Consider the following 18831-nt stretch of genomic DNA (forward strand, 5'->3'; position numbering starts at 1 on the left):
AGTGGCCGCATGAAACACCTCATCTTCCCAAGTACCGCACAGGCCGACGCTTTCGTTCAGGATCTGCTCGCGCAGGGCGTGATCCAGCCGGAAACCAGGCAGGCCAGCTTTAACCGGCAGAGTCAGTACAGCGGCTCGGACACCCGGCTCAACGATGACCGCCGCGACTTTGACGGCACCGGGCCGGTGGAAGGCATGGGCGGCGGCACCGCCGAGGACGCGGGCGAGGGCGCCGTCAAGGGCACCGTTGCTGGCGCCGTCGCGGGCGGCGTGGTGGGTGCGGTGGCCACCGCGGCTTCCGGAGGGCTGCTGCTGCCGGTGGTGCTGGGCATGACGGCCCTGGGCTCCGGTGTGGGTGCGGGCGTCGGCGCCATCGGTGGCGCGGCGGGTGTAGACGAGACCGGGAGCGGCGGCTATGGCGCCGGAGCTCAGTACGTGGACGACGACCGTTACAGCCGGATGGAAGCCAGCCACAGCAGCGGCGGTCGGGCGATCGCGGTCGAGGATTCGGTGCCGGATGACGTGGTGCGCGCTGCAGCGGCCCGTCATGGGGGCGAGCTCATCTGAGCCGAGGAGGGCGTGCGCGCCCTGGCTGAAAAGGGGGGCCCGGCAGTGTTCCGGGCCCCCCTCTCTGTTTGGCTGCAAAGCAAAAACCCCTGCCTGAGCAGAGGTTTCCGTGGTGACCCCAACGGGATTCGAACCCGTATCGCTACCTTGAAAGGGTAGTGTCCTAACCGTTAGACGATGGGGCCACACCTTCAGCTGTGAGCATTCCGGAGAATGCGGTTGCTGCCCTTTCAAGGGGTGCTTTTCAGCACGCACAGCAGAATACAGGGCGGGCAGGGGGCTGTCAATTGCCCCTGCCCGCCCGGAACGTCTGGTTCAGGCGTGAATGGCCCGCTTGTCCACCGCCAGCGCCGCCTCCTTGACCGCCTCGCTGAGGGTGGGGTGGGCGTGCACGGTCCGCGCCAGGTCCTCAGCACTGCCGCCGAACTCCATCACGGTCACCGCCTCCGCGATCATCTCCGAGACGTTGGGTCCCACCATGTGGACGCCCAGAATCTGGTCGGTATCGGCGTCCGCCACCACCTTCACGAACCCGCGCGTGTCGTTGTGGCCCAGTGCCCGGCCGTTGGCCGAGAAGGGAAACTGCCCGGTCCGGACCTTCAGGCCCTTTTCCTTGGCACTCGCCTCGGTCAGCCCGGCCCAGGCGATTTCCGGGCTGGTGTAGATCACCCAGGGAATCACGTTGTAGTTGACGTGCCCCGGCTTCCCGGCCAGCTGCTCGGCCAGCGCCACGCCCTCGTCCTCGGCCTTGTGGGCCAGCATGGCGCCGCCGATCACGTCCCCGATGGCGTACACGCCCGGCAGGTTGGTGCGGTAGTGGGCATCCACCGGAATGAAGCCGCGCTCGTCCAGCGCCAGGCCCACTGCCTCGGCGCCCAGGCCGGTGGTGTGCGGCACCCGGCCCACCGCCACGATCAGCCGGTCGAATTCAGCCTCCACCGTCTGCTCCTTCTCGGTGTAGCGCACCTTCACGCGCTCGCCCTGCTCCTCGATGCCCTCGATCCGCACGCTGAAGTGGAAGTCCAGGCCCTGCTTCTGGAACTGCTTGAGGGCCTCCTTGCTCACGGCGGCGTCGGCGGCCATAAGGAAGCCGGGCAGCGCTTCCAGCACCGTCACCGTCGCGCCCAGCCGGCGCCACACGCTGCCCAGCTCCACGCCGATCACGCCGGCCCCGATCACGCCCAGCCGCTCGGGCACCTCCGGGAAGTTCAGCGCGCCGCTGTTCTCCACAATGCGCTCGCTGAACTGCACGCCCGGCAGGGCCCGGGGGCTGCTGCCGGTCGCCACGATGACGTTGCGGGCCAGCACCTCGCTGCCGGCCATGTCCACCACCCAGCCGTCCCCTTCCTGACGCACCAGCCGGCCCAGCCCGGTGTAGCTGGTGACCTTGTTCTTGCGGAACAGGAACGCCACGCCGCCGGTCAGCTTGTCCACCACGCTGTCCTTGCGCGCCAGCATCTTCGCCACGTCCAGCGAGGTGCCCTGCACGTTGATGCCGTGCTCGGCCGCCTCGTGCTGGATCATCTCGTAGCGTTCGCTGCTGTCCAGGAGGGCCTTGCTGGGAATGCAGCCGATATTCAGGCAGGTGCCGCCCAGCGAGCCCTTGCCATTGCGCGTGAAGCTGTCCACACACGCGGTCTTGAGCCCAAGCTGGGCCGAGCGGATGGCCGCCACGTATCCGGCGGGTCCGCCGCCAATCACCACGACATCGAAGGTCTCCATACTCATCCGAGTCTAGCGCTGGGCCAGCCGACAACAGGGTCCATGGCACGGTGACAGGGGAGAGGCCCGGATGCTCAGCTGTCCTGGCCCGTCGCCCAGCCGATGAAGCTGGCCAGGTCCTGGCTCTGCTGCGCCAGGCTGGGGCCGTGCACGTACATCATGTGGCCCGCCTCATACGTGTGCTCGCGGATGTTTCCGTGCAGCGCCGGGTCCAGTGCCAGGTGGTCCAGCGTGTGACGGGTGGCGAAGTAGGGGGTGGCGAAATCAAAGTAGCCGCTGCCCACGTAGACCTTCAGGTGAGGATTGCGGTGCATGGCGCCGCGCAGGGTGTCCGAGACGCGCACGTGCCGGTTCTCGAACTCGCGGTAGCTCCAGGGCCACACGCGGCCCGTCAGCACCTCGTAGGGCAGGTCCGAGCGGTAGCCGAGTTCGTGACGCAGCAGGTGGTTGATGGCGGCGGTGTACGGCCCCACAATGGCGCTCATGCTCGGGTCGTACTCGTACTCGCCGCCGCCCGCGTTACGGTCCATGCCGGTGAAGCGGCTGTCCAGCCGGCCCACCGTGCGGGCCTGAGTGCGCAGCAGTTCCTTGGTGTAGCGGTCCAGCGGCACCCGCAGGTCGTGGCGCAGCACGAAGGCCTCATCCAGCCCGGTGAGCCGCGCATAGGTCTGGGCGAGCCGCTGCCGCTCCTCGTCCGTCAGGCGGGCGCCCCGGAACAGGCCCTGGTGATACTCGCCGGCCGCGAACGCCTCGGCCTCCTGCAGCACCTCCGGCAGGGTGCGGGTCGGGTCCAGCCGGCCGTGGTACCACGCGGTGGCCGCGTAGGTGGGAAAGTGCAGCACATACGCCAGGTCGTGGCCGGGGGTGAAGTCCACCGTCGAGAAGTCCAGGATGCTGCTCACCAGCATGATCCCGTTCAGGAACAGGCCGTGGCGCTCCTGCAGGTGGCCGCTCAGGGCGGCGGCGCGGGTGGTGCCGTAGCTCTCGCCGATCAGGAACTTGGGGCTCAGCCAGCGCTCGGCGCGGGTGGTCCACAGCCGGATGAACTCGCCCACCGTCTCGATGTCCGGCTGGAAGCCGTGGAAGTCGGCGGGTTTGTTGCCCTCCGTGGCGCGCGAGTAGCCGGTGCTGACCGGATCGATGAACACCAGGTCCGAGTGCAGCAGCAGGGTGAATTCGTTGTCGGTGAGCTGATAGGGCGGCCCGGTGAGCTGGCCGGCGTCGCCCATCACCACCCGGCGCGGGCCCAGCAGGCCCAGGTGCAGCCACACGCTGCTGCTGCCGGGGCCGCCATTGAAGCTGAAGGTCAGCGGGCGGGTCGCCGCGTCCTGATCCTCCAGCGCGTAGGCCACGAAGAACAGCTCGGCCTGGGGCCGGGCGCCCTCGACCGCGCCCTCCTTGAGCCGTTCCTCGTGCAGCACCATGGTGCCGGCGGTGGCGGTGTAGCGCAGCTCACGGCCGTTCAGGTGCAGGGTGTGGTGGGTGACGCTGACCTGGTCCTGGGGTGCAGCGGGTGCGGACGGGGGAGGGGCATCGGTCATGCCCTACCGTACCAGAGCCGCCTAGCGGACCCGGCTGACCTGCTCCTCCGGACGCAGCTTTTTGGGTTCGCGGAACTCGATGTGTTCCCACTCGCCCTCCTCCGTGACCTGCAGCTCAGGGTTGCGCTGACGCAGCCGCTCCACCACCGCCTGCACCAGATCGTCCGGCGTGCTGGCCGCGCTGGTGATGCCCACCGACCGCACGCCCTGCAGGTTCAGGCCATCCAGGTCGGCGTCGGTTTCCAGCCGGTAGGCGCGGCCGCACTCGGCCTCGGCCAGTTCCAGCAGGCGCATGCCGTTGCTGGAGTGGGTGCTGGTCAGCACCAGAAAGGCGTCCACCTGCCCGGCGATGCGCCGCACCTCGTCCTGACGGTTCTTGGTGGCATAACACAGGTCCTCGCTGGGCGGCACCACCAGCGCCGGAAAGCGGGCTTTCAGAATGTCCACGGTGCGCCGGGTGTCGTCCACGCTGAGGGTGGTCTGGGTCAGCACCACCACCCGCTCCGGGTCCGGCACCTCTACGGTGTGCGGGTCGTGGAGGCCCGGACCGCTCTTGCCCAGCACGCCCACCAGGATGGTGTGCTCCGGGGCCTCCCCGCTGGTGCCGATCACCTCCTGATGCCGGGCGCTGTCACCGATCAGCAGGATGCTGTAGCCCTCGCGGGCGTACTTGCGCGCCTCGGTGTGCACCTTGGTGACCAGCGGACAGGTGGCGTCGATCACCGACAGGCCGCGCTGCCGCGCCTGTTCCCGGATCACCGGGCTGACCCCGTGGGCGCTGAACACCACCGTGTCGCTGCCGCCCGCCTGCGGCAGGCTGTCCAGGTCCTCCACGAACTGCACGCCGTGCTGCTGCTCCAGCCGCTCCACCACCGTGTGGTTATGCACGATGCTGTGGTACACCGTCACCGGCTGCTGTTCCTGGCGGGCAGCCTTCTCGACCGCGCCGATCGCCATCACGACGCCGGCACAGAATCCGCGGGGCTTGGCCAGGACCACTCGTTCGATCATGCGGTCAGTGTAGCGGGGCCGGCCGGACCACACGGTGGCCACGGCACGGCCCGCCCCCTGCTCTGTTCAGCTGGCCGCTTCCGGGTGCTCGCCGGGGGCAGGCAACGTCTGCTCCATCCGCTGCTCGATCAGCTGGCTGACGCTCCAGCCGAGCCGGGCCGCTTCGGCGTCCAGCCGGGTCCACAGCGGGGCCGGCAGATGAATGGTGCGGCCCGGCGTGTGGTGCAGGCGCACCTTGTGGTGGCTGAGCCGGGCGCTGGTCAGGGCGGTGCGGGCGGCCTGCAGCGGGTCATGGTCCAGGCCCACGCAGCGGCCCGAGCGCTCGTCGATGATCTGCCAGCGCTCGCGCTGGTCCAGATGCGGGTGGTAGCGGTCAGGAAACAGGTCGTTGGCCGCCGCGAGCAGCTGCGCCGCTTCTGGAGTCCAGGGGAGGGCCGTCATGAGGGCCTGAGTCTAGGCGGCAGCGCTCGGCCGGGCGATGGAATTTTATGCATCTCCACCCGTGTGTGAAGAGACAGCGGAACAAACGCCCGTTCGGTAGACTGCGGGCATGACCAGTCCCCTGACCGCCGCCCCGAGCGGCACCTTCGGCTTCGGCCTGTCGGACGAGCAGCGCCTGATCGTGCAGACGGTGCGCGAGTATGCCCAGGCCGAGATTCTGCCCAAGAGTGCCGCCTATGACCGCTCCGGCGAGTACCCGCGCGAGCAGCTGCGCGGGCTGGCCGATCTGGGCCTGCTGGGGGCCACCATGCCCGAGCGGTGGGGCGGCGCCGAGCTGGACACCGTGACCTACGCGCTGTGCCTGGAGGAGATCGCGGCGGCCGACGCCAGCGTGGCCGTGATCGTGAGCGTCCAGAACGGCCTGCCCACCCAGATGCTGCTGCGCCACGGCACCGATGAGCAGCGCGAGCGGTTCCTGCGGCCGCTAGCCAGCGGGGAGCGGCTGGGCGCCTTCTGCCTCACGGAAGCCGAGGCCGGTTCGGACGCCGCGAGCCTGCGGACCCGCGCCGTGCGCGACGAACACGGCTGGGTGCTGAGCGGCAGCAAGGCCTGGATCACCAGCGGCAACCAGGCCGACACCTACCTGGTGCTGGCCCGCAGTGGCGGCAGCGGGGCCAGCGGGGTCAGCTGCTTCATCGTGGAGCGTGGCACGCCGGGGCTGAGCGCCGGCGTGCCGGAGGAGAAGCTGGGGCTGCACGCGGCCCACACCACCACCGTCCAGCTGGACGACGTGCGGGTGCCGCACGAGCACCTGCTGGGCGCCGAGGGGCAGGGCCTCAAGATCGCGCTCTCCAGCCTGGACGCCGGACGCATCGGCATCGCCATGCAGGCGATCGGCATTGCCCGCAGCGCCCTGGAACATGCGGCCCGCTACGCCCGCGAGCGGGTGCAGTTCGGCCGGCCCATCGCCGAGCAGCAGGGTGTCAGCTTCAAGCTGGCCGACATGGCCGCCCGCATCGAGGCCGCGCGGCTGGTGGCGCTGAAGGCCGCCTGGCTCAAGGACCAGGGGCAGCCGCACGGGCAGGAGGCCAGCATGGCCAAGCTGCTCGCCTCGGAGGTGGCCGTGGACGCGGCCAGAGACGCGGTACAGATCTTCGGCGGCAACGGGTACAGCCGTGAGTATCCGGTGGAGCGGCTGTACCGAGACGCCAAGATCACAGAGATCTACGAAGGCACCAGCGAAATTCAGCGCATCGTGATCGCGCGCGCGGTGCTGGAGCGGCTGGGCTGAACGGCGGTGGCTTGAGCGGCCCTTAAGCCGATGCCCATGAGTGTGTTGCAAATGTTTCAGTTGGGTATCATCGGCAAACAACCCAGAACAGCCCGGGCGTGAAACCGGGCTCAGGCGCCGAGCGGCCCAGCGCTGCCCGGCAGACATTCGCCTGACGCCACCACGCCACCCTACGGAGGACTTATGAAAAAGAACGTCATGCTGGTTTCGCTGGTGTTGGGCCTGTCGGCCTGTTCGAACCTGGGCAACAAACCCACCACCACCGACGTCACGGTGCTGGGCCTCAACGACTTCCACGGCAACCTGGAACCCACTGGCTTCGCGGGCAAGAAGATTCCCGATCCCAAGGACTCTACCAAGACAATCAACCTGCCGACCGGCGGCGCGGCCATCATCGGCGGCTACGTGGACAGCGTGCGGGCCAAGAACGCCAACACCCTGTTCGTGGGAGCCGGCGACCTGATCGGCGCCAGCCCGGTCACCAGCAGCCTGCTGCGTGACGAGCCGACCATCATCGCCATGACCAAAATGGGCATGAAGGTCAGCTCGCTGGGCAACCACGAGTTCGACCAGGGCCTCAAGGAACTGCTGCGCATGCAGAACGGTGGCTGCGACAGCAACGACACCACCAAGGCCTGCAAGTTCCAGAATCCCTATCCGAAGTCTGGGTTCCGTTACCTGGGCGCCAACGTGGTGTACCACGACACGCTGAAGCCGGTCTTCGATCCCTATGAGATCGAAACCACCAAGAGCGGCGCCAAGGTCGCCTTCATCGGCGCGGTGCTGAAGGGCACGCCGGACATCGTGTCGCCGGAAGGCATCAAGGGGCTGGACTTCCTGGACGAGGCTGCCAGCATCAACAAGTACATCCCCGAACTCAAGGCCAAGAAGGTGGACGCCATCTTCGTGCTGATCCACCAGGGCGGCACCTCGCCCGACGGCTACGCGGCCTCGGCCTGCACGACCCTGACCGGCCCGATTGTGGACATTGCCAACGCCATTGATCCAGCGGTCAGCGTGATCATCAGCGGCCACACTCACCAGGGCTATAACTGCAAGGTGGGCGACAAGACCGTGATTCAGGGTGACTTCTACGGCCACCTGCTGCAGCGCGTGGACCTGAAGCTGGACCTGGTCGCCCACAAGGTGCTGAACGTCACGGCTGCGAACGTGATCATGGACGCCAGTGCTGACACCACCATCCCCAAGAGCCAGGACCTGAGCGCGCTGGTCACCAAGGCCAAGGGGCTGACCGACACCATCAAGCTGACCCCGATTGCCAAGATCGCCGCGCCGTCCATCTCCAAGACGCAGAACGCGGCCGGCGAGAGCGCGCTGGGTGACGTGATTGCCGACAGCCAGCTGTACGCGACCAGCGACGCGTCGCACGGCTCGGCCCAGATCGCGTTCATGAACCCGGGTGGCATCCGTGCCGATCTGCTGCCCTCGGCAGCAAACAACACCGTGACTTTTGGTGACACCTACACGGTGCAGCCGTTTGGCAACACCCTGACGGTCATGACCCTGACGGGCGCCCAGATCAAGACGGTGCTGGAGCAGCAGTGGCAGGGCCAGAGCAACGGCCCGCGCATCCTGCAGGTCAGCAAGGGCTTCACCTACAGCTACGACCTGAGCAAGCCGGACGGCAGTAAGGTGGACGCCGCCAGCATCAAGCTGAACGGCACCGTGGTGAACCCCACCTCCGGGTACCGCGTGGTGGTCAACAACTTCATCGCGGGTGGTGGCGACAGCTTCGTGGAGTTCAAGAACGGCACCAACGTGCTGCAGCAGCCGAACCTGGCGGACGTGGACGCCTTCAACGCCTACCTGAAGGCCAACGAGCCCCTGGCCACGCCGGCTCAGGACCGCATCATCAAGCTCGGTCAGTAAGGTCGCAGGACGCTGGAGCGTGCCGATCCCTGGTGGATCGGCACGCTTTTTCATCTTGACGTGGTCTCAGCGCAAATGTAGACTTATCTCAAGGTGAACATTGTTCACCTTCGGAGCAGCCTGGCGCGGCCACATGGGCCGGCTGGTCGCCAGAAGGGGAGGCCCCATGATGATGCTTGCGATATTCGCATTTCTGTCGGAGCTGGTGGCTGCGGTGGGCCTGGGCGTGTGGGGCTGGCGCAGCAGTTCGCTGCTGGGCCTTCAGCTGCTGGCCGCGCTCGGGCTGCCGCTGGTCTTCGCAGTACTCTGGGGGTTGTTTGTGGCGCCGCGGGCCACCCTGCCGCTGCCGAGCGGACCGCGACTGCTGCTGAAGGCGGTCCTGTTTCTGGTGGCGGGGGCAGCGCTGGGGACCCTGGCCGGACGCTGGCCCGCCCTGGTCTTCCTGCTGGTTGCCCTGGGCACCTCGCTGCTGCCGGACCCAGCCTGACCCTTCAGCGCCCGGCGTAACGGTTCAGATAATGGCGGGTGGCGTCCAGCACCTGGGGGAGCCGGAACAGCCGTACCAGGGCCAGGCTGGCGCCCCGTTCGTTCTCCGCCTGCAACGCGGCCACCAGCTCGGCCCGGACCTGCGGATGCAGCCGGCCCCGCACGTACAGGGCGCGTTCCAGCAGTTCGTCCACCGGCAGGTGTTCCAGCGCTTCTCCGTCGCGGTTGACCGCCAGCAGTTCCGGACGGCCCCGCGTGTCGGCGCTGACGTACAGGCTCAGTGGCTGAGCCAGCCGGCGGGTGATGGTCTCGGCGGTGGGCAGGAACGCCTCCACCAGCGTCACGGCCACGGTGCGGCCGACCAGATGGGCGCGCTCCAGGTTGTGCAGGCCCACCGGGAAATGCTGGATCAGGCGGCTGGCCAGGCGGTCGCCCTCGGCCAGCAGCAGGGCCTGGGCCTCGTCGGGCGTCAGATTGAGGGTCGGCAGCACCGGGCATGATGGCACTTCCCGGCCGGATGCTGCTATTTTGAACTCAGTCAAAACAAGCGGGCGTTCGTCAGGCGGGCAAGCCTGATCGGGCCTGCGCCAGGAGGCCACCATGATCGAGTTTTCCCTGACCGACGAACAGAAGCAGCTGCAGCAGCTGGCCCGCGACTTCGCCCGCCGCGAGATCATTCCGATCGCCAGCGAGTACGACCAGAAGGAAGAACTGCCCTGGCAGGTGGTGGAGAAGGCCCACGAGGTGGGTCTGCTGAACCTGTCGGTGCCGGAACACGCCGGCGGGCTGGGCCTGGGCATGCTGGACGAGTGCCTGATCGGGGAGGAGCTGGCCTACGGCTGCATGGGCATCTACACGGTGCTGATGGCCAGCGAGCTCGGCATCACCCCGATTCTGGTGGGCGGCAGCGAGGAGCAGCAGAAGCGCTTTCTGGCCCCGCTGGTGGAGAAGCCGGCGCTGGCCGCCTTCGCGCTCAGCGAGCCGAACAACGGCTCCGACGCGGCGGCTATGCACACCACCGCCGTGCTGGACGGCGACGAGTGGGTGCTGAACGGCACCAAGATGTGGATCTCCAACGGGGGCAAGGCCGACATCACGGTGGTGTTCGCCACCACCGACCGCAACGGCGGACACCGCGCCACGGTGGCGCTGGTGGTGGAGGGCATGCCCGAGGGCATGAGTGCCAACAAGATCCATCACAAGATGGGCCAGCGCGCGTCGCACACCGCCGAGCTGGTGTTCGAGAACGTTCGGGTGCCGAGGGCCAATCAGCTGGGCGGCCTGGGCGACGGCTTCAAGATCGCCATGAAAACGCTCGACAAGACCCGCATTCCGGTGGCGGCCGGCTCGGTGGGCATTGCCCGGCGGGCGCTGGACGAGAGCGTGAAGTACGCCAGGGAGCGTGAGGCCTTTGGCAAGCCGATCACCAGCTTCCAGGCCATCCAGTTCAAGCTGGCTGAGATGCTGATGGGCATCGAGACCGGGCGCCTGATGTCCTGGAAGGCGGCGTGGCTGGTGGACCAGGGCCTGCCGCACGCCACCGAGAGCAGCATTGCCAAGGCCTACTGCAGCGAGATGGCCTTCGACGCCGCCAACGAGGCGATACAGGTGCACGGCGGCTACGGATACGTGGGCGAGTACCCGGTCGAGAAGCTGCTGCGCGACGTGAAGCTCAACCAGATCTATGAGGGCACCAACGAGATCCAGCGCGTGGTGATCTCCAGAAACCTGTTGAAGTAGCAACCGCGGGTGGTGGCTCGTGCCGGGCAGCCACCAGGATTACTGTGGTTTGGACTGCTGCGCTCAGCGGGCCGTGGGCTTCTGTTCAGCTCAAGGGTTTGCTGGGGTGTGCTAAAATTATACCCAGTTCAATAATGTACCCTGACCCCTAGGAGGCACCATGAAGATATTGACCCTGATCCGGCAGGTGCCGGACGCCGAGGCGCGTGTGAAGACCTCGGGCAACGCGGTGGACCTGGAAGGGGCCACCCTGGTGATGGACGGCATGGACGAGTACGGCGTGGAACAGGCGCTGCGGGTGCGCGAGTCGGGCGCCAGCGTCGAGGAGATCATCGTGCTGGCCGTCGGGCCCAAGCGCAACGAGGACGCGCTGCGGACCGCCCTGGCCATGGGCGCCGACCGGGCCATCCACGTCGAGACCGACGAGCGGCTGGACCCGATTGCGCTGAGCCGGGTCGTGGCGCAGGTGGCGCAGGCCGAGGGTGCCACCCTGCTGCTGGTGGGCGGCCAGGAGGCCGACTGGGACTCGCAGGCGCTGGGCGCGGCCACGGCTGAGCGGCTCGGCTGGCCGCAGCTCACCTGGACCAACGAGCTGAAGGTGGAGGGCGAGCAGATCAGCGGCCGCCACGACGTGGATGAGGGCAACGAGAGCTTCACGGCCGCGCTGCCGGCCGTGGTCACCACCCAGCAGGGCCTCAACGAGCCGCGCTACCCGACGCTGCCCAACATCATGAAGGCCAAGAAGAAGGAACTGCGCAAGGACACGCTGGAGACGTACGGCGCGAAGCCGGCCGTGGCGTTCGTGGGCGCCGAGATCCAGAGCCGCGCCCGGCTGAACCGGCTGATTGACGGCAAGGACCCGCAGGCGGCGGCCGCAGAGCTGCTGAACCTGCTCAGAAACGAAGCGAAGGTGCTGGCATGATTCTGATTGTGGCGGAGCACAGCGGTGGAAAGCTCTCCAAGAGCACGCTGGAGATGGTGACGGCGGCGCGCGGCAGCGGCCGGGAAGGTCCGGTGACCCTGCTGGTGCTGGGACAGGGCGTGGCGGAGGTGGCCAACGAGGCAGCCCGCTACGTCGATCAGGTGCTGGTGGGCGACACGGCCGCGCTGGCGCAGTACAACGCCGAGCTGTGGGCGGCAGCCACCACCCAGATCGCCCAGGAGGGCGAGGCGCACACCGTCATCATTGGCGGCAGCCGTTCGGGCCGCGAGTATGCGCCGCGTGTGGCGGTGCGGCTGGACGCGCCCTACCTGGAGGACGCCATCAGCCTGACGTCCGAGGGGGCGGGCCTGCAGGCGCAGCGCTACACCTACCTCGCCCGACGTCACCGAGACGGTGCGCGCCGAGGGGCCGGTGGTGGTGGTCACGGCCAAGCCGGGCAGTTTCGCTCCGGCCGAGCCGCTGGCCACCCCCGGTGAGCAGTACGACGTGGACCTGACGCTGCCGACCTCCCGCGTGACCGTGACCGGCCGGAGCGTGGAGAAGAGCAGCCGCGTGGCGCTCACCGAGGCCGACGTGATCGTGACCGGCGGACGCGGCGTGGGCAACCCGGAGAACTTCGGCAAGTACGTCGAGGGCCTCGCCGACAGCATCGGCGCCGGAGTGGGCGCCACCCGCGCGGTGGTGGACGCCGGCTGGCGGCCCTACGCCGAGCAGGTGGGCCAGACCGGCAAGACGGTGCAGCCGAAGGCCTACATCGCGCTGGGCGTCTCGGGCGCGGTGCAGCACCTCTCGGGCATGGGCAAGAGCCGCTACATCGTGGCAATCAACAAGGACGCCGAGGCCCCGATCTTCAAGGTCGCGGATTACGGCATCGTGGGCGACATCAACGAGATCGTTCCGGCACTGATCGCGGCCAGCAAGGCCTGACGTTTCCGGCAGGCCCTCCGGCCCCGGCTTCCCGATGTGGAGGCCGGGGCCGGTTCGTGGTTCCCGCACTGACCTCTGGATGACGCGGCCCGGTCACGCTACGCTGAAGACCGTTCCACAACCCAGCTCAGCTTGGAGGAGAACCATGCGCCGTCTGCTCATTGCCAGTGCCGTTCCGCTGCTGCTCGCCGCCTGTGGTCAGCAGGTCGCCCAGCCCAGCCCCCAGCCGCTGACCGCCCCCTACGCTGAGCGTCCGGAGCTGCAGGACGCCGGCAGCCAGGCGATCCTGCAGCGCTACGCCAACGATCCGGGCCTGCTGGCCGCGCTGCAGGAGGCCTACGGCGAGCGGCCCGCCACGCTGGCGCTACCCGCTGCGCCGGTCATCCATAGCCTGGACCTCGCCAGCGACCGGCTGGCCTACGTCAAGTGGGTGGGATGGGGCACGGTGGCCAATTATGACGGCCAGTACGCCAGTTACGCGGGCACCAGCCTGCCGTACAGCGGCCTGGACTGGAGCCGCGACGGGTGCAGCGCCCCCGACGGCCTGGGGCTCGGCTACCGCGAGGACTTCCGGCCCGCCTGCAACGTCCACGACTTCGGCTACCGCAACCTCAAGGTCTACGAGCGCACCGACGCCAACCGCCAGACCACCGATTCGGCCTTCTACACCAATATGAAGAGCATCTGCGCGGCCAAGAGCTGGTACAAGCGCCCGGCCTGCTACTCGGCGGCGTATGCGTATTACGAGGGCGTCCGGGTGGGCGGCAGCAGCAGCTTCTGAGCGCGGCTCAGGCGAATTCCAGCAGCTCCGGGTGCTCCAGGCCCAGCGCCCGCGCCCGGCGGCGCGCCGGGTCCGCCTGCCCCGCCTCCACCGCCCGCATGAATGCGTCGTCGGTCGCAAGGCTGGTTAGCACCCAGAAGTCGCCCCACACCTCCAGCCCCCAGGCCTGCCGCATGGCCCGCGCCGCCTGCGTCCACACCGGCTCGCTCAGTTCCTCCAGCGGCGCGATGTAGTGGCTCTCGCCGTCGGTGCCGGGCGTCCGGCGCACCTCGCGGCGGTACGCCTGAAGTTCCTGACGGGTCATGTCCTCCAGCGCGCCGGCGGCGCAGTAACGGGCCGGAAAGGCGCTGTAGGTGTCGCGGCAGCGGGTGGGCCGCACCTCATAGGCGGTGCAGACGCCCTGCTCCCGGTCCAGCAGCGGGCAGAAGCCCACCTCCTGGCGGTGCCGCTCCACGTACTGCTCCAGGCTGCGGGCGCTGCGGGCATTGCGGATGGTCTTGCGGGCGTGCTGGCGCATGCCGTTCAGCTGGGCGGCCGTCAGTTCGCTGGCGGTCAGACGCGCCTCAGCCAGGCTGACCCGGATCGGCATGTCGCAGCAGCGGAAGCAGCCGGCGCCGCAGTACACCTGTCCGCCCTGACGGGTGTAGCCGTCCAGCCAGCGGCCCGCCTGACGCTGGTAGCGGGCGTAGGCGGTCCGGAGGGTGGTGTGCAGCGGGTCCGGTGGGCGGGTCATCCGGTGCAGCGTAGCAGCCTGCCGGGGGTGTCTGCCGGGTTTGACATACCGTTCGGCTGGGCCCGGCGGCTATACTGCTTCGCAAGGTGTTCAAACGCAAAGCTCCCGCAGCCGTTCCGCCCAGCGCGGCCTCCGCCTCCACCCCCAGCGAGCCGGACAGCGTCCGCCTGCTGACTGAGCTGCTGGCCCGTCCGACCCAGGAGGGCGTGCTGGACGCGGCCCTCGCCCAGGCCGGCCCCCTGCTGGGCGCCCAGGTGCGCGGCCTGGGCATTCTGAGGCGCGGGCAGGACAAGGTGGCGGCGGTGCTGGACTATCCGCGCAGCCTGCTGGGCGTGGAGCTGAGCGGCCCGTGGGTGTCGGGGCGGGTTCGCGCGCTGACCGACGGAGCGCGCGAACTGTACGCCGCCAACGGCCCGGAGGTGACGGCCCAACTGGACGCCGCCGGCATGCGCGCGGTGGGCCTGTCGCTGGTGGTGCCGCTGGCCGACCGGGGCCGGGGACTGGGCGCGCTGCTGCTCGACTGGACCACGGGCGGTACCGTCACCCCGGCGCAGCAGGAGACGATGACCCGCTTCGGGGCCGCGGTGGGCGGCCTGCTGGGCCTGATCGAGGGCCGTGAGGAGTGGCGTCAGGCGGCCCGGCAGCTGACCGTGGCGGTGGTGGAGGCGGTGGAGAGCCGCGAGTTCGACGCGCTGGGCCACGCCCGGCAGGTGGCGGAGCTGGCGGTGCAGCTGGGACGCGGGCTGGGCCTGTCGGGCCGCGAGCTCGATGAGGTCTGGTACGCCGCCACCCTCCACGACCTGGGCAAGATTCACGGCGAGAACGGCCACGCCCAGGTGGGCGCCAACTTTATCGAGGGCGTGGCCACCCTGGGCGAGGTGCAGCGGGCCGTGCGGCACCACCACGAGCGCTGGGACGGCCAGGGCGAGCCGGACCACCTGACCGGCGAGGACATCCCGCTGTACGCGCGGCTGGTGGCGGTGGCCAACACCTACGTGCGGGTGGGCTCGGTGGAGCGGGTCAAGGCGCAGGCGGGCAAGGCGCTGGACCCCCGGCTGGTCGCGGCCCTGGAAAAGCTCAACCCGGACCAGCGCTGAGGACGCGCGTCTCCTTCTGACCGCCCGCGCTCGGCTATGATGCGAGCCGTGTCTGCTGGCCTGCCCGCCCACTTCCCGACCCTGGAGGCCCGCTTCGGTCCGCTGGTGGCGTCGGACGCCGGGATGCAGAGCCGGGTGTACCGGGCCGGCGAGCTGATGGTCAAGGTGTACCGCACCCAGCGCGGGGAGCACCGCCGCGAGGCCGAGAACCTGCGGCGGGCCGGGCTCGGCGCGTGGGTGGTGGAAGCGCTGGAGGCCGACGGCGTGGAGGCGCTGGTGATGCGCCGCTTCGAGGGCCGCCCGCTGCAGGCGGACGACGTGCTGCAGGCGCTGCCGGACCTCAAGCGCATTCTTGCCGAGCTGCACCAGCAGGTGCAGGGCCGGGTGGATCTGGTGCGGCTGCGCGAACGGCTCAAGCGCTTTCGCAGCGCCCTGGCCCCCTACCCGCTGGAGGACCTGCTGGAGGCGGTGGAGGGGCCGCTGGAGCGCGGCGAGCTGGACGTCCCGGCCGCCTTCTGTCATCTGGACCTGTGGCAGGACAATATCCTGATCAACCCCCGCACCCGTGAACTGCTGGTGATCGACTGGACCCGCGCCGGCTGGGACGACCCGCTGCGCGACTTCGCGCTGTTCAAGACCGGCACGCTGGACCTGCTGCCGGCCCAATCCAGCCTGGACGCGGCGCTGGAGATGCTGCCGGACCGGGCGCCGGCCACGCTGGGCCGCTTCCGCGCCTACCTCGCACACACCTACCTCCACGACCTGTACTGGTTTCTGATGAACGAGCCGTACGCCTTCGAGGAGCAGCGGCAGGTGAAACTGCCGCGCGCCCGGCACGCGTTGGCTCAGCTGCCCGGCTGAACGGCCCGGCGGCCTTTGGGGGATCGCTTACCCGCCCTCCTGAGCGGGGCGGCTACGGTGGAGCATGGACCTCAGCACGCACCGCACCGCCGCCAGCGCCCTGCCGCTCACCCTCAACGTGACGGTGGCCCCCGATCCGAGTGCGGCGGTGCCGGCCGCCGGGGAGCCGCTGCTGCAGCTGCGCGCGCTGGAACACGCCGGCGACCCGGAGTTGCAGCGCGACCGCCTCAAGACCTTCCTGACCGCCGCCGCGGCCCGGCAGGTGCAGCGCCTGCTGCGCCACGAGCCCGGGGCCGACGCCGCCCTGGACCTGTGCTACCCGGCCGACGCGCCCAACTGGTGGGTGCGGCTGGAGCAAATGGACGAGGGCGGCGCTCGTCTGGTGCGCTACGACGTGGACAGCCAGGTGGCCGGGGCCGAACAGCTGGAGCTGTCGGCCGAGCAGGCCCAGGCGCTGGCCGAGCGGCTGGACAGCGCGCTGCTGGAGCGGGAGCAGGCCAGCCTGGAGGTGCATGCCGACGGTGATCTGGGCGGCCAGAACAGCCCGCATGACCACACCCGGCGCTGAGGGCTGCCGGGCCAACACTGTGCCGGGGCCGGGCGGTGTATGCTGCCTCCACTACATCTGAGGTCGGTTTCGGTGGCTGTTCGTGTGCCCGCAGTTCAGCGCCGCCGCACGGCGGCAGGATGGCAGGTGGCCCTATGCCCGTACGGAACGTTTCGGTCGCCGCGCACAGCAGCGCGGGAAAAACCACGCTCACCGAGGCTCTGCTGCACGTCAGCGGAGCCGTTTCGCGTCCGGGGTCGGTGGACGACGGCACCAGCGTCTCGGATCACACCGAGGCTGAGCGGGCGCGCGGCTTCAGTATCCAGAGCAGCGTGGTGCAGCTGAGATTGGGCGAGACGGTCGTCAACCTGCTCGACACCCCCGGCTACGCTGACTTCGTGCGCGAGATCAGAGGTGCGATCCGGGCCGCCGACAGCGTGCTGGTGCTGGTGAGTGCGGTGAGCGGGGTGGAGGTGGGCACCGAGCGGGTGTGGGCCACCGCCGACCGCTTCAACATGCCGCGCATCGTGCTGATGTCCAAGATGGACCGCGAACGCGCCGACTTCTACGCGGTGCTGTCGGACATCCGGGCCAGCCTGAAGGGGCCATGTGTGGCGGCCAGCCTGCCGATCGGGCAGGAGGCGCAGTTCGAGGGGGTGGTGGACCTGCTGACCCGCCGGGCGATCCGGGACGGTCAGCCGGACGGGCCGGTGCCGGACGACCTGACCGGGCTGGTGGAGACGTACCGCACCCAGCTGATCGAGGCGATCGTGGAAACCGACGACGCCCTGGTGGAGCGCTACCTGGAAGGGGAGACGCTCGACGACCAGGAGCTGCGGGCCGCCTACCTGCGGGCGGTGCATGCCGGGCTGCTGTATCCGGTGCTGCCGGTGAGTGCGGTACGCCAGATCGGTCTGGCGCCGCTCACCACGCTGATGGTGGACGGCCTGCGCAGCCCCGAGGAGCGCGGGCCGCTCACCGGACAGGACGGCCAGAAGCGCGAGCCGACGCCGGACGCGCCGTTCAGCGCGCGGGTGTGGCGCACCAGCGTGGACCCCTATCTGGGCCGGGTGGCCTACCTGCGCGTCTGGAGTGGCCGGCTGCATGCCGGCGACACGCTGCTGAACAGCACCATCCGGCTGGAGGTGCGCCCCGCCCACCTGTACACCGTGAACGGCAAGGACCTGACCGAGGTGAGTGAGCTGAGCGCCGGCATGCTAGGTGCCATCACCCGGGTGGAGGCGCACACCGGCGACACGCTCTGTGACCCGGCGGCCCCGATCCAGTACGACCCGCTGATCCTGCCGGACCCAGTGCATACGGTGGCGCTGCACCCGCGCACCCGCCAGGACGAGGACCGGCTGTCGGCCGCCATGCAGCGGCTGCTGGAAGAGGACCCCACCCTGCGCTACGACCACGACCCGGACACCGGCGAGCTGACGCTGTCGGGCATGGGCGACCTGCATCTGGACATCGCGGTGCAGAAGCTGGCGGCGTTGGGAGTCGCGCTGGACACCAGCACCCCGAAGATCGCCTACCGAGAGACGCTGCGCGGCACCGCCCAGGCGCAGGGCAAGCACAAGAAACAGTCGGGCGGCCACGGGCAGTACGGCGACTGCACCGTGCGGCTGGAGCCGTCGGCGGCCTATACCTTCGGCAGCGAGGTGGTGGGCGGGGCCATTCCCGGCAAGTACCTGCCAGCCATCGAGAAGGGCGTGCAGGAGGCGATGCGGCGCGGCGTGCTGGCCGGCTACCCGGTGCAGGGCGTGCGGGTGGCGGTGCTGACCGGCAGCTACCACGAGGTGGACAGCAGCGAGCAGGCGTTCCGGATGGCCGGGGCGCTGGCGTTCCGGGCGGCGGCGCAGCAGGCCCGACCGGTGCTGCAGGAGCCGGTGATGACGCTGCGGGTGCGGGTGCCGGCCCAGTACACCGGCGACATCATCAGCGACCTGCAGACCCGCCGGGCGCGGGTGCAGGGCATGGAGCCGGAAGGCACCGTCATTGTGATCAGCGCGGCGGTGCCGCAGGCGGAAGTGCAGGCCTACAGCGCGGCGCTGCGCAGCATGACCGGCGACCGGGGTGCCTACAGCCTGAAGTTCTCCGGCTATCAGGACGTGCCGCAGGCGCTGGCCGAGCGCATCATCGCCGAGCGGCAGCGCGAGCTGGCCCAGGGCTGAAGCGGGCCGGGCGGTGGGCGGGGCGCTTGTGCGGCCTCCCCGGCGGCGCTACTGTCGCAGACGATGACTGTCCTGC

General features: G+C 69.4%; 17 protein-coding genes, 1 tRNA gene and 1 pseudogene. 12 read left to right on the top strand and 7 right to left on the bottom strand.

Features of this window, described 5'->3' with window-relative positions; all coding sequences use genetic code 11:
* Positions 1-9 precede the first annotated feature (9 nt).
* Positions 10-567 (top strand): hypothetical protein, encoded by a 558-nt coding sequence (locus ABOD76_RS11275; protein ID WP_350244938.1) that lies wholly within the window; start codon positions 10-12, stop codon positions 565-567.
* Between the two features lie 110 nt (positions 568-677).
* Here the strand turns inward: ABOD76_RS11275 and ABOD76_RS11280 are convergent.
* From ABOD76_RS11280 to ABOD76_RS11300, 5 genes are all read right to left on the bottom strand, one after another.
* A tRNA-Glu gene (locus ABOD76_RS11280) sits at positions 678-752 on the bottom strand.
* Between the two features lie 130 nt (positions 753-882).
* Positions 883-2289: a dihydrolipoyl dehydrogenase gene (gene lpdA / locus ABOD76_RS11285; protein WP_350244940.1), complete on the bottom strand. Its 1407-nt coding sequence runs from the start codon at positions 2287-2289 to the stop codon at positions 883-885.
* A 74-nt stretch (positions 2290-2363) separates the two neighbouring features.
* Positions 2364-3830, bottom strand: a complete 1467-nt coding sequence (locus ABOD76_RS11290; protein WP_350244941.1) for a S10 family peptidase — start codon at positions 3828-3830, stop codon at positions 2364-2366.
* Between the two features lie 21 nt (positions 3831-3851).
* Positions 3852-4841, bottom strand: coding sequence for a 4-hydroxy-3-methylbut-2-enyl diphosphate reductase (ispH, locus tag ABOD76_RS11295; RefSeq protein WP_350244942.1), 990 nt, complete (start codon positions 4839-4841; stop codon positions 3852-3854).
* Positions 4842-4907: 66 nt separating this feature from the next.
* Positions 4908-5282, bottom strand: coding sequence for a hypothetical protein (locus ABOD76_RS11300; protein ID WP_350244944.1), 375 nt, complete (start codon positions 5280-5282; stop codon positions 4908-4910).
* A gap of 109 nt (positions 5283-5391) precedes the next feature.
* Between ABOD76_RS11300 and ABOD76_RS11305 the strand changes: the two genes are divergently transcribed.
* From ABOD76_RS11305 to ABOD76_RS11315, 3 genes are all read left to right on the top strand, one after another.
* On the top strand, positions 5392-6573 hold the full coding sequence (locus ABOD76_RS11305; protein ID WP_350244945.1) for an acyl-CoA dehydrogenase: 1182 nt from the start codon (positions 5392-5394) through the stop codon (positions 6571-6573).
* A 183-nt stretch (positions 6574-6756) separates the two neighbouring features.
* Entirely contained in the window at positions 6757-8463 is a 1707-nt protein-coding gene (locus tag ABOD76_RS11310; protein ID WP_350244946.1) for a bifunctional metallophosphatase/5'-nucleotidase, read from the top strand.
* Positions 8464-8629: 166 nt separating this feature from the next.
* Positions 8630-8950 carry a YrdB family protein gene (locus tag ABOD76_RS11315; protein WP_350244948.1) on the top strand — a complete coding sequence of 107 codons (321 nt, stop codon included), beginning with the start codon at positions 8630-8632 and terminating at the stop codon, positions 8948-8950.
* Positions 8951-8954: 4 nt separating this feature from the next.
* On the opposite strand, the gene ABOD76_RS11320 is transcribed toward ABOD76_RS11315, so the two are convergent.
* Complete coding sequence (locus ABOD76_RS11320; protein ID WP_350244949.1) at positions 8955-9440, bottom strand: hypothetical protein; 486 nt, start codon at positions 9438-9440, stop codon at positions 8955-8957.
* Positions 9441-9549: 109 nt separating this feature from the next.
* Here ABOD76_RS11320 and ABOD76_RS11325 point away from each other — a divergent pair, with 109 nt between their 5' ends.
* From ABOD76_RS11325 to ABOD76_RS11340, 4 genes and pseudogenes are all read left to right on the top strand, one after another.
* Entirely contained in the window at positions 9550-10689 is a 1140-nt protein-coding gene (locus ABOD76_RS11325) for an acyl-CoA dehydrogenase family protein (protein WP_350244950.1), read from the top strand.
* A gap of 160 nt (positions 10690-10849) precedes the next feature.
* The gene (locus ABOD76_RS11330; RefSeq protein ID WP_350244951.1) at positions 10850-11611 is read left to right on the top strand and encodes an electron transfer flavoprotein subunit beta/FixA family protein; all 762 of its coding nucleotides are present in this window, start codon (positions 10850-10852) and stop codon (positions 11609-11611) included.
* A pseudogene (locus tag ABOD76_RS11335) lies at positions 11608-12559 on the top strand (electron transfer flavoprotein subunit alpha/FixB family protein). Before ABOD76_RS11330 ends, ABOD76_RS11335 begins: the two are co-directional and overlap by 4 nt.
* A 145-nt stretch (positions 12560-12704) precedes the next feature.
* Entirely contained in the window at positions 12705-13340 is a 636-nt protein-coding gene (locus ABOD76_RS11340) for a phospholipase A2 (protein WP_350244952.1), read from the top strand.
* Between the two features lie 7 nt (positions 13341-13347).
* On the opposite strand, the gene ABOD76_RS11345 is transcribed toward ABOD76_RS11340, so the two are convergent.
* Positions 13348-14073, bottom strand: coding sequence for a YkgJ family cysteine cluster protein (locus ABOD76_RS11345; RefSeq protein WP_350244953.1), 726 nt, complete (start codon positions 14071-14073; stop codon positions 13348-13350).
* Positions 14074-14159: 86 nt separating this feature from the next.
* On the opposite strand from ABOD76_RS11345, the gene ABOD76_RS11350 reads away from it, so the two are divergent.
* The 4 genes from ABOD76_RS11350 to ABOD76_RS11365 all read left to right on the top strand — a co-directional run bounded on the left by ABOD76_RS11350 (position 14160) and on the right by ABOD76_RS11365 (position 18755).
* Positions 14160-15170 carry an HD-GYP domain-containing protein gene (locus ABOD76_RS11350; protein WP_350244954.1) on the top strand — a complete coding sequence of 337 codons (1011 nt, stop codon included), beginning with the start codon at positions 14160-14162 and terminating at the stop codon, positions 15168-15170.
* A gap of 39 nt (positions 15171-15209) precedes the next feature.
* Positions 15210-16031, top strand: a complete 822-nt coding sequence (locus ABOD76_RS11355) for a phosphotransferase family protein (protein WP_350245247.1) — start codon at positions 15210-15212, stop codon at positions 16029-16031.
* A 64-nt stretch (positions 16032-16095) separates the two neighbouring features.
* Positions 16096-16599, top strand: a complete 504-nt coding sequence (locus tag ABOD76_RS11360) for a hypothetical protein (protein ID WP_350244955.1) — start codon at positions 16096-16098, stop codon at positions 16597-16599.
* 134 nt (positions 16600-16733) lie between these two features.
* Complete coding sequence (locus tag ABOD76_RS11365) at positions 16734-18755, top strand: elongation factor G (RefSeq protein WP_350244956.1); 2022 nt, start codon at positions 16734-16736, stop codon at positions 18753-18755.
* The last annotated feature ends 76 nt before the right edge of the window (positions 18756-18831 follow it).

The sequence above is a fragment of the Deinococcus sonorensis KR-87 genome, assembly GCF_040256395.1.
Lineage (GTDB): Bacteria > Deinococcota > Deinococci > Deinococcales > Deinococcaceae > Deinococcus > Deinococcus sonorensis.

Excerpts from the sequence above, each read along its gene's own strand:
- ABOD76_RS11275 (WP_350244938.1), top strand. The coding sequence starts at position 10 with ATGAAACACCTCATCTTCCCAAGTACCGCACAGGCCGACGCTTTCGTT.
- lpdA (WP_350244940.1), bottom strand. The coding sequence starts at position 2,289 with ATGGAGACCTTCGATGTCGTGGTGATTGGCGGCGGACCCGCCGGATAC.
- ABOD76_RS11290 (WP_350244941.1), bottom strand. The coding sequence starts at position 3,830 with ATGACCGATGCCCCTCCCCCGTCCGCACCCGCTGCACCCCAGGACCAG.
- ispH (WP_350244942.1), bottom strand. The coding sequence starts at position 4,841 with ATGATCGAACGAGTGGTCCTGGCCAAGCCCCGCGGATTCTGTGCCGGC.
- ABOD76_RS11300 (WP_350244944.1), bottom strand. The coding sequence starts at position 5,282 with ATGACGGCCCTCCCCTGGACTCCAGAAGCGGCGCAGCTGCTCGCGGCG.
- ABOD76_RS11305 (WP_350244945.1), top strand. The coding sequence starts at position 5,392 with ATGACCAGTCCCCTGACCGCCGCCCCGAGCGGCACCTTCGGCTTCGGC.
- ABOD76_RS11310 (WP_350244946.1), top strand. The coding sequence starts at position 6,757 with ATGAAAAAGAACGTCATGCTGGTTTCGCTGGTGTTGGGCCTGTCGGCC.
- ABOD76_RS11315 (WP_350244948.1), top strand. The coding sequence starts at position 8,630 with ATGATGATGCTTGCGATATTCGCATTTCTGTCGGAGCTGGTGGCTGCG.
- ABOD76_RS11325 (WP_350244950.1), top strand. The coding sequence starts at position 9,550 with ATGATCGAGTTTTCCCTGACCGACGAACAGAAGCAGCTGCAGCAGCTG.
- ABOD76_RS11330 (WP_350244951.1), top strand. The coding sequence starts at position 10,850 with ATGAAGATATTGACCCTGATCCGGCAGGTGCCGGACGCCGAGGCGCGT.
- ABOD76_RS11340 (WP_350244952.1), top strand. The coding sequence starts at position 12,705 with ATGCGCCGTCTGCTCATTGCCAGTGCCGTTCCGCTGCTGCTCGCCGCC.
- ABOD76_RS11345 (WP_350244953.1), bottom strand. The coding sequence starts at position 14,073 with ATGACCCGCCCACCGGACCCGCTGCACACCACCCTCCGGACCGCCTAC.
- ABOD76_RS11355 (WP_350245247.1), top strand. The coding sequence starts at position 15,210 with ATGCGAGCCGTGTCTGCTGGCCTGCCCGCCCACTTCCCGACCCTGGAG.
- ABOD76_RS11360 (WP_350244955.1), top strand. The coding sequence starts at position 16,096 with ATGGACCTCAGCACGCACCGCACCGCCGCCAGCGCCCTGCCGCTCACC.
- ABOD76_RS11365 (WP_350244956.1), top strand. The coding sequence starts at position 16,734 with ATGCCCGTACGGAACGTTTCGGTCGCCGCGCACAGCAGCGCGGGAAAA.